The organism is Pseudoxanthomonas sp. YR558 (genome assembly GCF_900116385.1).
Lineage (GTDB): Bacteria > Pseudomonadota > Gammaproteobacteria > Xanthomonadales > Xanthomonadaceae > Pseudoxanthomonas_A.
This window is the reverse complement of the sequence record NZ_FPCI01000001.1, coordinates 2,140,360-2,152,674: the sequence shown is the minus strand read 5'-3', so window position 1 is coordinate 2,152,674 and position 12,315 is coordinate 2,140,360. Positions and strand designations below refer to the sequence as shown.

Below are 12,315 nucleotides of genomic sequence, written 5' to 3'. Positions count from 1 at the left end.
TGAAGATGTCATGGCACGGGCGGCGATGCCGCCCGTGCGCGTCGAGGGGCATCGCAAACCCCGTTGGCCAGAGCCAGGAAGGAATACGCGTGCGATGGTTTGAATCGACTCCCAAGGCGCGCGCCCATCGGCGTTGGCGCGCCCTGCTGGCATGCGCGATGCTCACCGTCGCCGCGACGGTCAACGCCGCGGAACCCGCCTCGTTGCGCAGCGAGCGCGACGCGGCCTTCGATGCCACCTTCGAACGCTACCAGCTGCCCGGCCTCGCGGTCGGCGTGGTGCGCGACGGGCAGGTGGTCTACCTGCGGACGGCCGGCGAGCGTGTCGCGGGCGATGGCGAGAAAATCGACGCCGATACCTTGTTCAAGATCGCCTCCAACAGCAAGGCGATGACGGCGGGCGTACTCGCGCGCCTGGTCGATGCCGGCAGACTCAACTGGGACGATCCCGTCACGAAGCACCTGCCGCAGTTCCGCATGCACGATCCCTGGGTCACGCAGCAGATGCAGGTGCGCGACCTGCTGATCCACAACAGCGGCCTCGGCCTCGGTGCGGGCGACCTGATGCTGTGGCCCGAGCCCAACCGCTTCACCCGCGCCGATATCATCGCCGGCCTGCAGCACCTGAAGCCGACGCACAGCTTTCGCGCCAACTACGCTTACGACAATCTGCTGTACGTGGTGGCCGGCGAAGTGGCCGCGGCGGCGGGCGGCGCGCCCTACGAAACGTTGGTGAAGCGCGAGCTGTTCGCCCCGTTGGGCATGCGCCGCTGCCAGGTGGGCGAATGGAACCGCGTGCAGGTCGGCAACGTGGCCCAGCCGCACATGCGCACGGAAGCCGGCAATCGCGTGATCCGCGAAGATGGTGAGGTGGTGCCGGACATCACCTCGATGGCCGCAGGTGGTATCCGTTGCAGCCTCAACGACATGCTGACCTGGGTCGGCATGTGGCTGTCGCCCGACGCCACGCCGGCCTGGCTCTCGTCGGCGCAGCGCAAGGCCGTGTGGACCGCGCACATGCCGATGCTGGTGAGCGCGCGCATGCGCACCTGGGACAACAGCCACGTATCGGCTTACGGCTACGGCTGGCGACTGTCGGACGTGGATGGTGTGTGGAAGGTGGCGCACACCGGCACGCTGGCGGGCATGTATTCCTCGGTGATCCTGCTGCCTGATCAGCGCACGGGCATCGTGATCCTGATCAACGGCGAAGGCGAAGCGGCTCGCACCGCGTTGGGCGAGGTCCTGACCAAGCAGATCACGCTGCCGGACCAGAAGCACAGCGTGGCGCACTATGCCGCGTTGCTGGACGAGGAGCGCGCGGGCGAACGCGCGGCCAAGCCGAAGCCCGACACCCGCCACCGCACACCGGCGCCCATCGGTGTGCTGGCAGCGTGGACCGGGCGCTACCGCGATGCCTGGTTCGGCGATGTCTCGATGTGCGCGCAGGGAGATCGCGTCCGTTTCAGTGCCGAGCGCTCACCGATGCTGACCGGCACGGTGATGCAGGTGGGCGCGCGTTGGCTGGTGGACTGGGACGACGACAGCGTCGATGCCGAGCCCTGGCTGCATTTCGACGCGGCGGGCGGCACGAACCGGTTGACGCTGTCGCATGTCGATCCGGACGCGGACTTCAGCTACGACTATCAGGACCTCGACTTCAGCCGGGTGGCCGCGTGCGGCACCGCGCCCGCCGTGAAAGTCGAGGTATCGAGCGCCACCGATGCGGCCACGGCAGGGCTGGTGGATGTCGCATCGCTGGCACGGGGTGTGCAGCTCGATATGCGTTATGCGGGCACGACCAATTTCACCGGCGCGCGCGTGCCGGGTTACGAGGCCAACACCTGCCTGTTGCTGGCACCGGTCGCGCAGGCGCTGGCGAAGGTGCAGGCGGACGTGCAGCGCGAGGGCCTGTCGCTGAAGCTCTTCGATTGCTACCGGCCGGTGCAGTCGGTGAAGCATTTCGTGGCCTGGGCACGCGATACCTCCGACCAGCGCACCAAGTCCGCGTTCTACCCGAACGTCGAGAAAGCGAAGCTGCTCGACGGCTACATCGCGGAAACCTCCGGGCATAGCCGCGGCGCCACGTTGGACCTCACGCTCACCCGCTGCGAGCGCGGCGCTTGCGTCGACCTCGACATGGGCACGTCATTCGACTTTTTCGATGCCCGTGCGAACACCGCGCACACCGATCTGTCGCCCACGCAGAAAGCCAATCGTGCGCGCCTGGTGGAAACCATGGCACGCCACGGGTTCCATAATTACCCGATGGAATGGTGGCACTTCACCTTCCGGCCCGAACCCTCCCCCCAGACCGCGTACGACGTTCCGATCCGATGACTTCCTCTTCTTCCTCCCGGCCGCCGCGCACTACCGATGTCGCGGTGATCGGCAGCGGCATCGTCGGCCTGTCGACGGCGCACCACCTGCTCGACCGCGGCCTGTCCTGCATGCTGATCGATCCGAAGGGGCCGGCGGGCGAGACCTCGTTCGGCAACGCGGGGTCGATCTCGGTCGGCAACGTGATGCCGCAGTCGACGCCGGGCATCGTCGTCAAGGCGCTGCGCATGCTGGCCAATCCGCTGGCGCCGCTGAAACTGGACTGGGGCGTGAGCCCGTCGTACGCGCGCTGGCTGTTGCAGTTCCTCGCGCAGGGACGGTTGCAGCACGTGCTGCCGATCATCGATGCGCTGAGCGCGATCAATCGCGCTTCGCGCAGCGCATGGCTCGAGCTGGGCGAACGCATCCAGGCGCAGGACCTGATCGCACACACCGGCTACCTGCATGTGTACAGCGCCGTGGAAACCTTCGAGAAGGGCGAGTGGGAGCGCGGGCTGATGCGCGACCGCGGGGTCGCGTTCGACGTGCTCGACGCCGCGCAGTTGCGCGAGCTGGAGCCGGGCATCGGCGAAGGGTTCCAGCGTGCGGTGTTCCAGCGCGAGTCGCTGGCGATGCGCGATCCGGGCGATTTCTGCCGACGGTTGTTCAACCACCTGAGCGCACGCGGCGCCGTGCCGCTGACGGCCAGCGTATCGGCGATCGCGCGCCGTGACGGTAGCTACCACCTCGATACCGATCATGGTCCGGTGCAGGCGGGTCGCGTCGTGGTGGCCGCGGGTGCGTGGAGCAATGCGCTGCTGCAACCGTTCGGCCTGAAGATCCCGGTGATCCCGGCGCGTGGGTACCACCTGATGTATCCGCAGGCCGAATCCGTCGTGCGTCGCCCCACGCTGTGGGCCGAGCGCTACATGGTGGTGTCGCCGATGCAGGCGGGCATCCGCATGACCAGCATCAAGGAACTGACCGCGCTCGGTCGCGATCCGCACTACCACCTGATCCGCCGGCTCGATCCGGAAGCGCGCAAACTGTTCCCCGGCATCACCGGCGAGCCGGTGTCCGAATGGGCCGGCAATCGGCCCTGCACGCCGGACTCGCTGCCGATCATCGATCGCGTGCCAGGCGAAGAGATCTTCGTCGCTACCGGCCACGGCCACCTGGGTCTGACCCAGGGGCCGGTGACCGGCCGTTTGCTTGATCGGTTGATGGCGGGTGAGGCGACGGAGATTCCGCTTGCGCCGTACGCGCTTGCGCGTTTCGGCTGAATACGGCGTCGTGGCTCAGGCCGCGGCGTCGTTCGCTTCGCGCAGTTTCTCCGCGCATTCCTCGCAACACACTTCGACGGTGCGACCGCCAAGGGTCACCTTGATCGCATTGCCGTCCAGCGGGTAATCGCAGGCGGCGCAGGTTTGTTCGGACATGACACGCTCCAGAAGGCTGCCCGGGCTTGGGCAACCACAGGAGACCATGCGGGTCGGCGCGGCGCTGTCGGAATCTTTAGCGGTTTCGCGCGCACTCACGAAGCGCGAAAGGTGCTTGGCGAGCGGCCGTACGCCTGGCGGAACGCGGAGGCGAAATGGCTGTGGCTGGAGAAGCCGAGGTCGTGCGCCACCGCTGAGACATCCTCGGCCGTGGCGAGCAGGTCCAGCGCGCGCGCCAGCCGCAACTGCAGCTGGTAGCGGTACAGCGGGAGCCCTTCGACCTGGCGGAACACCTGGGTGAGATAGACCGGCGAACCCCCGATCTCATCCGCGATCTCGGCCAGTGTCCAGCGTCGTCCGGGATCGCTGGCGAGCAGCAGCTTGGCCCGGTCCACCAGCCGCTGCCGTCCGCGCGTCGCGCCGGGCACATGCGCGGTGCGCGTGCCGAGGCTTCGCGAGGTCAGCGTCAGCGCCAGGCCTTCGGCCTCGAGCGGTTCGCAGGCGCCGCGTCGCAAGGCATGGCCGAGCAGTGCGACCAGCGCCTGCGTGCGCGCGTCGATGCGCAGGGCCTGGTGGCGGAAGGCGACCTCCGCGCCCCTGCGCCGCAACGGCGCCGGGGCGAGTTCGTCGAGCAGCGCGTCGGCCAGCTGGAGGACGAAGTTGGCGTCGCCGCCTTCCACGGGATGACTGACCTGGTAGCCCTCACCGGCGTTGAAGAGCAGCACATGGTTGGCGTCGGCGACGGCCTGGGTTTGGCCGACGTGGCGCAGGTAAGTGCCGCGATACGGGAACACCAGGTGCGTGGCGCCGATGCATTCCTCATTGCTGCGATGCCGGCATTCGCCACGGCAGCGGACGTCGCGCACCGAGACGGTCGCGGTGTCGAGCAGCCGTACGACATCGAACTGCGAAGCGGCGGGCGGGCGCAGCGGGGAGGCCATCGCACCAGCCTACGCGCAATCACGCGCCGCCGGGGAACCCCGCCTGGCGCCAGGCTTCGAACACCATCACGGCGACGGTGTTGGAAAGATTGAGGCTGCGGTTGTCCGGTCGCATGGGCAACCGCAAGCGGTGTTCCGCTGGCAGGCCGTCCAGCACGTCCTGCGGCAGGCCGCGCGTTTCCGGGCCGAACAGGAAGGCATCGCCCGGTCGGTACTCGACCTGGTCGTAGCGCGTGGTGCTGCGCGTGCTGAGGGCGAACAGGCGCGAAGGACGGATGCGCTGCAGGGCCGCGTCGAGCGACGCGTGGACCTGCAGCGTGGCGTATTCGTGGTAGTCCAGACCGGCGCGCTTGAGCTGCTTGTCTTCCAACGTGAACCCGAGGGGCTCAATCAGGTGCAGTCGCGCGCCGGTGTTCGCACAGAGGCGGATGGCGTTGCCGGTATTCGGGGGAATTTCCGGCTGGTACAGCAGGACGTCGAGGTCCAGGGCGTCGGTCATGGCGCGCATTCTACGCGGCGCTGCATGGCCTCGCGGGCGGTGGTGCGGTGTAACTCCGGCCGCAGCCGGCTTGCGTGTTACGCGGTTGGAACGTGTTGCCTGCGTATCAACGCGAAGCCAGCTGGCTGGCCAGCACACCCGCCTGCGCAGCGACCTGCTGCATGTCTTCCGCCGACGGACGCACGGTGACCACCGGCATGTCGACCACGCGCACCGCCTGGCTGGCGACGAAGTAGGCCAGGTCGCTCGCATCCGGCGTCACGGTGACGGCGGCCAGGTCGACGATCTTGGCGTTCTTGTAGGTGTTGTAGTGAGCCAGGTCGGCGGCGTCCGGCGTCACGGTGACGGTCGGCAGGTCGACGATGGTGTTCGCCTGGGCGGCATTGTGGTTGTTGTCGGCGTGGGTGGCCGAGATGACCATGGAGCCGGCGCACAGCGCGAAGACGACGGCGGCGGTCAGCGGGAGGAGGTTCTTGGCGTTCATTGTCATGCCTCTGTAGTGATGTTGTTGGGTGGTGTGGTAGTAAGGTAGTACACCTAGACAGAACGGTCAAGCGAAACCTTTCGTTTCGGTGCTTTGATTCAGGGTTCAGTCAGGTTAGGTTCGGAACGGCGGAAATCTTGTTATGGGTATCGCAGGAACCGTGCCAACTACAAGTTATTGATCCAATTGAACTAAATGATGCTTCTTCGCTGTCCGGTGTCCGAGGTGCGTGTCCGTCCGGGTGTCCGTCCTGCTTGAACGAGACGCCGGGAGGTGTGTGTTGTGACTGCGAACACGCCGCTTCAGTCGGAGGCCGGTCAGCTTGGGGTGTGCTGGTTGTGATGCCGTTTAGCTAGGAACCGTTGCAGTTCCCCGGCATGTCAGATGCTGGCGTTCAGATTCACCAGGGCAAGGGCTCGCCCTGCCAGTCGAGGAAGCCGCCGCTGTCCTCCGGCGTAAGTCGATCAATCACATGCAGCAGGCCCGCCGCCGATTCCTGCACGGACAGTGCGGCGTTCTGTCCGCCCATGTCCGTGCGCACCCAGCCGGGATGCAGCGCCACCACCACGACCCCCTGGGCCGCGAATGCTTGCGACAACAGTGAGGTGGCCATGTTCTGCGCCGCCTTGCCGATGGCATAGCTGGGCGTGCGGAACTCCTGGCGCAAGCCGATCGAGCCGACTTCCGATGAGATGTTGGCGACCACGCCGCCTTCGGCCAGCCGCGGCGCGAGGGCCTGGGTCAGCAGGAACGGTCCGGCGGCGTTGGTGTGAAAGCTGGCGTCCAGATCGCCCGGCGCCACCTGCCCGAAGCGTTCGCCGCCCCGCAGTACGCCGGCGTTGTTGACCAGCAGGTGCAGGGGTTCCTCGTCGGTCACCAGCGGCAGTTCGCGCACCAGCGCGGCGCGGCTGCGCGGGTCGGCGATGTCCAGCGGCAACACGTGCAGGCGTCCGGGATGGTCGCCGGCCAGGGTAGTCAGCGCGGTGGCCTTGCCGGGCTGGCGGCAGGTGGCGATGACGTGGCAGTGCCGGCCCAGCAGTTGGCGGACGAGCTCCAGGCCCAACCCGCGGTTGGCGCCGGTGACGAGGCAGTGCTTGCGGTCCATGGCACCTCCCGGGTGGACGGAACGAGCCGTCGGCGCAGGCCGCATAGGCCATCCGTCATGGCTTGTGGCCTAGTGTAATGAGCCGGAGCGGCGGTTAGCATCGCGGGTTCTGCTGCCCATTCAGTATTACTAAGGAGTGTCCGATGCGCGTTTCCCGCCGGCCCCGCGCCGCCCTGCTTGCCGTCGCCCTGTCCGCCGCCCTCGGAGGGCTGGCCTACGCGCCGGCACCGACGTACGCGAAGCCGGCCGCCGGTGCGGACATCGTCATTCCCTACGAGGAGTTCACTCTGCCCAACGGCCTGCGCGTGATCGTGCACACCGATCGCAAGGCGCCGATCGTGGCGGTGAACGTCTGGTACCACGTGGGCAGCAAGAACGAGACCCCGGGCCGCACCGGCTTCGCCCACCTGTTCGAGCACCTGATGTTCCAGGGCAGCGAGAACCAGCCCGGTGAGTTCTTCACCCCGTTCGAGCTGGTCGGCGCCACCGACCAGAACGGCACCACCAACCAGGACCGCACCAACTACTTCCAGAACGTGCCCACCACCGCGCTCGACATGGCGCTGTGGATGGAATCGGACCGCATGGGCCACCTGCTCGGCGCGATCGACCAGAAGGGCCTGGACGAACAGCGTGGTGTGGTCCAGAACGAGAAGCGCCAGGGCGAGAACCAGCCTTACGGCCGCCGCATCATGGCGCGCATGTTCGAGGCCCTGTACCCGGCCGGCCATCCCTACAGCTGGCAGACCATCGGCTCGATGGCCGACCTGGACGCCGCCACCCTGGACGACGTGAAGACCTGGTTCCGCAGCTGGTACGGCCCGAACAACGCCGTGCTGGTGCTGGCCGGCGACATCGACGTGGCCACCGCCAAGCAGAAGGTCACGCGCTACTTCGGCGACATTCCCGCCAGCGCCACGCTGGCCGACATGAAGGCCAACATTCCCACCCACGCCAAGGACACGCGCGAAACCATTCCGGACCGCGTGCCGCAGGTGCGCCTGTACCGCGGCTGGGCCGTGGCCGAGATGGGCTCGAAGGACGCGGCGCTGCTGGACCTGTTCGCCCAGGTGCTGGGCGGTAGCGCGGCGTCGCGCTTCGACACCCGCCTGGTGCACGGCGAGAAGATCGCCGACCAGGCCAGCGCCTACCAGTGGAGCAGCGAAATCAGCGGTACCTTCTTCCTCGTCTCGACGGTGAAGGAAGGCGTGGATCCGGCGAAGGTGGAGAAGGCGCTGGACGAGGAGCTGAAGCGCCTGATCGCCAGCGGCCCGACCGCCGACGAACTGGAGCGCGCGAAGGTCGCCGGCCGTGCGTCGTTCGTGCGCGGCATCGAGCGCATCGGCGGCTTCGGCGGCAAGTCCGACGTGCTCGCGTCGTGCGCCGTCTACCAGGGCAAGCCGGACTGCTACCAGGAAGAACTCGACATCCTCGCCAACGCGACCGCGGCCGACGTGCAGGCCGCCGCCAAGAAGTGGCTGACGGGCGCGTCGCACACCATCCTCGTGCAGCCGAGCGAAACACCGGCCTCGTCGCTGCCGGAAACCGTGTTCGCCGCACCGGCCACCACGCCGGCCGCCACGCCGAAGGTCGACCCGAAGTTCAAGACGGTGAAGACCGACGTCGACCGCAGCACCGGCGTGCCGAAGACGACGACCTTCCCCGACCTGAAGTTCCCCGCCGTGCAGCGCGCCACGCTGTCCAACGGCATGCAGGTGGTGCTGGCCGAGCGCCATGAGACGCCGGTGGTGCAGCTCAACGTCGAATTCCCCGGTGGTTACGCTGCCGACGTCGGCAAGAAGCTGGGCACCGCGAGCTTCGCGCTGCAGATGATGGACGAGGGCGCGGGCGACTACAGCGCGCTGGCCTTCGCTGCGCGCAAGGAAGCCCTGGGCGCCGAACTCAGCACCGGCGGTGGCCTGGATTCGGCCTCGGTCGGCCTGTCCGCGCTGACCGAGAAGCTGGAACCCTCGCTGGACCTGCTGGCCGACGTGCTGCGTCGTCCGACCTTCGACGCGGGCGAGATCGAGCGCGTGCGCGCCACCTGGATCGCCGGCATCAAGCAGGAGAAGGCCCGCCCCCAGACCGCCGCGCTGCGCACGCTGCCGCCGCTGCTGTACGGCGCCGGTCACCCGTACGCGATCCCGTTCACCGGGTCGGGCACCGAAGCTTCGATCGCTTCGCTGACCCGCGATGACCTGGTCGCCTTCCACCGCGACTGGCTGCAGCCGGACCAGGCCCGCATCACCATCGTTGGCGACACCACGCTGGCGCAGATCGTGCCGTTGCTGGAAGCCCGCCTCGGCAACTGGAAGGCCGCGCCGAACGCCCCCAAGCTGGCCGCCGTGCCGAAGGTCGCCAACGCCGCCAAGCCGCGCGTGTTCCTGATCGACCAGCCGGGTGCGATCCAGTCGAACGTCTATGCCGCGCAGTTGGTGCCGCCCACCGGCGATGCCGGCACGATCGACTTCGACTTCGCCAACGGCGTGCTCGGCGGCCAGTTCAGCTCGCGCCTCAACATGAACCTGCGCGAGGACAAGCACTGGGCCTACGGTTCCTACAGCGGCGCCCGCAACACGCTGGGCCAGCGCCCATGGTGGGCGAGCGCGGCGGTGCAGAGCGATCGCACGGCCGATTCGATGAAGGAACTGCAGAAGGAGATCAGCCAGTTCGCCACCGGCCAGGTGCCGGCCAAGCCGGACGAGATCGCCAAGATCCGCGCGGCCAACACGCTGGAACTGCCCGGTGCGTACGAGACCGCCTCCGCCGTGCTCAGCCAGATCGCCTCCAACCAGCGCTACGGCCGCCCGGACGATTACATCGTCCAGTACAAGGCCCGCAACGAGGCCATCGGCGCCGCCGACGTGGCCAAGGCCGCGACTACGCTGTCGCCGGCCGCGCTGACCTGGGTGGTCGTGGGCGACCTGTCCAAGGTCGGTGCCTCGGTGCGCGCGCTGCAGTTGGGCGAAGCGGTCGAGCTCGACGCCGACGGCAACACCAAGAAGTAAGACAGGCCCTGCCGCCGTCCCTCACCGGGGGACGGCGGTCGGCCCGGATCGATTCATCCGGCGTCGGCCAGAATGGCCACGACTCACATTCCAAGGTGACCCCGATGCGTCTCGCCCTGCTTGCCGTGGCTTCCACCGTGCTGTTGTCCGCCTGCACCTGGGTGCACCTGGCGCCGTCCGCGAAGAACGTCCGGGTCATTCCCGGCGGTGCGGCACCCGCGGGCTGCGAGAAGCGCGGCGAAGTGTCGGTTTCGGTGAAGGACAGCGTGGCCTTCTACGACCGCAACAACCTGCGGGTGCGCGACGAACTGGAAACCCTGGCCCGCAACGAAGGCCCTGGCCTGCAGGCCGATACCCTGCAGCCGCTCGGCGACCCCGCCAATGGCGAGCAGCGCTTTGCCGCCTATCGGTGCGGCCGATAAAGTGTGAACTGAGTCACACTTGAGGGGGCGTGCCGGGGTGCGACCGGGCGTGTAAAGGTGCGGTGAAGACGGGAAGCAAGTACCCTTGTCGGCCCCTTCCGCCTGAGCCTTGGCGCTAACCTCGATGCTCTTCAAGAATGTCTCCATCGCGGGACTGGCGCATATCGATGCGCCCCACACGCTGACGTCGGACGAGATCAACGCCCGCCTGCAGCCCACGCTCGACCGCCTGGGCATCAAGACGGACGTCCTCAACGACATCGCCGGCGTGCACGCCCGCCGTTTGTGGGACGCCGACACCCAGGCCTCCGACGCCGCCACCATGGCCGCGCGCAAGGCCCTGCTCGACGCCGGCATCACCGCCGACAAGGTCGGCCTGGTGGTCAACACCTCCGTCAGCCGCGACTATCTGGAGCCGTCCACCGCCAGCATCGTCTGCGGCAACCTGGGCGTGGCCGAGCATTGCCAGACCTTCGACGTCGCCAATGCCTGCCTGGCCTTCATCAACGGCATGGACATCGCCGCCCGGATGCTCGAGCGCGACGAGATCGACTACGCGCTGGTCGTCGACGGCGAGACCGCCAACCTGGTCTATGAGAAGACCATCGAGCGCCTCAACGCGCCCGACATCACCGAACAGCAGTTCCGCGACGAGCTGGCCGCGCTGACCCTCGGCTGCGGCGCCGTCGCCATGGTCATGGCGCGCGCCGCGCTCGTGCCGGACGCCCCGCGCTACAAGGGTGGCGTGACCCGCTCGGCGACCGAGTGGAACAAGCTCTGCCGCGGCAACCTCGACCGCATGGTCACCGACACCCGCATGCTGCTGATCGAAGGCATGAAGCTGGCCAACAAGACCTTCGCCGCCGCCAAGGTCGCGCTGGGTTGGGCAGTCGACGAACTGGATCAGTTCGTCATCCACCAGGTCAGCCGCCCGCACACGCAGGCTTTCATCAAGTCCTTCGGCATCGATCCGCAGAAGGTCATGACCATCTTCACCGAGCACGGCAACATCGGTCCGGCCTCCGTGCCGATCGTGCTGAGCAAGCTGAAGGAACTGGGCAAGCTGAAGAAGGGCGACCGCATCGCCCTGCTCGGCATCGGCTCGGGCCTGAACTGCACGATGGCCGAAGTGGTCTGGTGATCCCGGCCGCACTTCGTATCCAGGGGGCCGGTTCGCCGGCCCTTTTCTTTGACGGCGGCGACGCACGATGAACCTTCCCGGCTATCCCTCCCATCCGCAGCGTTTCGAGGTCCGCCCGGGCCTGTCGATGAACTACCTCGACGAAGGCCCGCGCGACGGCGAGGTGGTGGTGATGCTGCACGGCAATCCGTCGTGGAGCTACTACTGGCGCACGCTGGTGGCAGGGCTGTCGGATAAGTACCGCTGCATCGTGCCCGACCACATCGGCATGGGCCTGTCGGACAAGCCCGACGACAGCCGCTACGACTACACCCTGCAGTCGCGCGTGGACGATGTCGCCGCGCTGCTGCGCCACCTCGGCATCACCGGCCCGGTGACGCTGGCCGTGCACGATTGGGGCGGCATGATCGGTTTTGGCTGGGCGCTCTCGCACGCCGCGCAGGTGAAGCGCCTGGTGGTCACCAACACCGCCGCGTTCCCGATGCCCGCCGCGAAGGCGATGCCGTGGCAGATCGGGCTCGGCCGCAACTGGAAGATCGGCGAGTGGATCATCCGCGGCTTCAACGCCTTCTCGGCCGGCGCGTCATGGATCGGCGTCGAACGCCGCATGCCCGCCGACGTGCGTCGCGCCTACGTGTCGCCGTACGACACCTGGGCCAACCGGATCTCCACGATCCGCTTCATGCAGGACATCCCGCTCGGTCCGAAGGACAAGGCGTGGCCGCTGCTGGACGCCGCCGGCAAGGCGCTGCCGTCGTTCGCCGACCGGCCCGCATTCCTGGGCTGGGGCTTGAAGGACTTCGTGTTCGACAAACACTTTCTCGACGGTTTCCGCGCCGCGTTGCCGAACGCGGAAGTGCACGCGTACGAAGACGCTGGCCACTACGTGCTGGAAGACAAGCACGAGATTCTGGTGCCGCTGATCCGCGACTTCCTGGACCGCCACCCGCTCGAGTGA

General features: G+C 67.7%; 11 protein-coding genes and 1 pseudogene. 7 read left to right on the top strand and 5 right to left on the bottom strand.

The features are described from left to right. Nucleotides 1-5: 5 nt before the first annotated feature. From BM365_RS18315 to BM365_RS10040, 3 genes and pseudogenes are all read left to right on the top strand, one after another. Nucleotides 6-1,655 (top strand): annotated as a pseudogene (locus BM365_RS18315) (serine hydrolase); the annotation flags it as partial. A gap of 12 nt (nt 1,656-1,667) precedes the next feature. Beyond that, entirely contained in the window at nt 1,668-2,339 is a 672-nt protein-coding gene (locus BM365_RS18310) for a M15 family metallopeptidase (protein ID WP_199186272.1), read from the top strand. Then, nucleotides 2,336-3,601 carry an NAD(P)/FAD-dependent oxidoreductase gene (locus BM365_RS10040; RefSeq protein WP_158253519.1) on the top strand — a complete coding sequence of 422 codons (1,266 nt, stop codon included), beginning with the start codon at nt 2,336-2,338 and terminating at the stop codon, nt 3,599-3,601. Before BM365_RS18310 ends, BM365_RS10040 begins: the two co-directional genes overlap by 4 nt. 15 nt (nt 3,602-3,616) lie before the next feature. Here the strand turns inward: BM365_RS10040 and BM365_RS18005 are convergent, their stop codons facing one another. The 5 genes from BM365_RS18005 to BM365_RS10020 all read right to left on the bottom strand — a co-directional run bounded on the left by BM365_RS18005 (nt 3,617) and on the right by BM365_RS10020 (nt 6,786). Then, nucleotides 3,617-3,757, bottom strand: a complete 141-nt coding sequence (locus BM365_RS18005; protein ID WP_164490777.1) for a hypothetical protein — start codon at nt 3,755-3,757, stop codon at nt 3,617-3,619. A gap of 95 nt (nt 3,758-3,852) precedes the next feature. Further along, nucleotides 3,853-4,698 (bottom strand): helix-turn-helix transcriptional regulator, encoded by an 846-nt coding sequence (locus BM365_RS10035; RefSeq protein WP_093488798.1) that lies wholly within the window; start codon nt 4,696-4,698, stop codon nt 3,853-3,855. 19 nt (nt 4,699-4,717) lie between these two features. Then, entirely contained in the window at nt 4,718-5,197 is a 480-nt protein-coding gene (gene trmL / locus BM365_RS10030) for a tRNA (uridine(34)/cytosine(34)/5-carboxymethylaminomethyluridine(34)-2'-O)-methyltransferase TrmL (RefSeq protein WP_093489643.1), read from the bottom strand. Nucleotides 5,198-5,303: 106 nt separating this feature from the next. After that, the gene (locus BM365_RS10025) at nt 5,304-5,681 is read right to left on the bottom strand and encodes a hypothetical protein (RefSeq protein WP_093488796.1); all 378 of its coding nucleotides are present in this window, start codon (nt 5,679-5,681) and stop codon (nt 5,304-5,306) included. Nucleotides 5,682-6,081: 400 nt separating this feature from the next. Next, complete coding sequence (locus tag BM365_RS10020) at nt 6,082-6,786, bottom strand: SDR family oxidoreductase (RefSeq protein ID WP_093488794.1); 705 nt, start codon at nt 6,784-6,786, stop codon at nt 6,082-6,084. A 143-nt stretch (nt 6,787-6,929) separates the two neighbouring features. On the opposite strand from BM365_RS10020, the gene BM365_RS10015 reads away from it, so the two are divergent. The 4 genes from BM365_RS10015 (at nt 6,930) to BM365_RS10000 (ending at nt 12,315) form a co-directional block, all read left to right on the top strand. Continuing rightward, a complete protein-coding gene (locus BM365_RS10015; protein ID WP_093488792.1) occupies nt 6,930-9,794 on the top strand; it encodes a M16 family metallopeptidase in 2,865 nt (954 codons plus the stop codon). Nucleotides 9,795-9,898: 104 nt separating this feature from the next. Continuing rightward, nucleotides 9,899-10,216 (top strand): DUF4156 domain-containing protein, encoded by a 318-nt coding sequence (locus tag BM365_RS10010; protein WP_093488790.1) that lies wholly within the window; start codon nt 9,899-9,901, stop codon nt 10,214-10,216. Between the two features lie 124 nt (nt 10,217-10,340). After that, a complete protein-coding gene (locus BM365_RS10005) occupies nt 10,341-11,357 on the top strand; it encodes a 3-oxoacyl-ACP synthase III (protein ID WP_093488788.1) in 1,017 nt (338 codons plus the stop codon). 67 nt (nt 11,358-11,424) lie between these two features. Beyond that, entirely contained in the window at nt 11,425-12,315 is an 891-nt protein-coding gene (locus tag BM365_RS10000; protein WP_093488786.1) for an alpha/beta fold hydrolase, read from the top strand.

Coding starts and splice junctions, on each gene's coding strand:
- BM365_RS10005 (WP_093488788.1), top strand. CDS start 10,341: ATGCTCTTCAAGAATGTCTCCATCGCGGGACTGGCGCATATCGATGCG.
- BM365_RS10015 (WP_093488792.1), top strand. CDS start 6,930: ATGCGCGTTTCCCGCCGGCCCCGCGCCGCCCTGCTTGCCGTCGCCCTG.
- BM365_RS10000 (WP_093488786.1), top strand. CDS start 11,425: ATGAACCTTCCCGGCTATCCCTCCCATCCGCAGCGTTTCGAGGTCCGC.
- BM365_RS10010 (WP_093488790.1), top strand. CDS start 9,899: ATGCGTCTCGCCCTGCTTGCCGTGGCTTCCACCGTGCTGTTGTCCGCC.
- BM365_RS10020 (WP_093488794.1), bottom strand. CDS start 6,786: ATGGACCGCAAGCACTGCCTCGTCACCGGCGCCAACCGCGGGTTGGGC.
- trmL (WP_093489643.1), bottom strand. CDS start 5,197: ATGACCGACGCCCTGGACCTCGACGTCCTGCTGTACCAGCCGGAAATT.
- BM365_RS10035 (WP_093488798.1), bottom strand. CDS start 4,698: ATGGCCTCCCCGCTGCGCCCGCCCGCCGCTTCGCAGTTCGATGTCGTA.
- BM365_RS18005 (WP_164490777.1), bottom strand. CDS start 3,757: ATGTCCGAACAAACCTGCGCCGCCTGCGATTACCCGCTGGACGGCAAT.
- BM365_RS10040 (WP_158253519.1), top strand. CDS start 2,336: ATGACTTCCTCTTCTTCCTCCCGGCCGCCGCGCACTACCGATGTCGCG.
- BM365_RS10025 (WP_093488796.1), bottom strand. CDS start 5,681: ATGAACGCCAAGAACCTCCTCCCGCTGACCGCCGCCGTCGTCTTCGCG.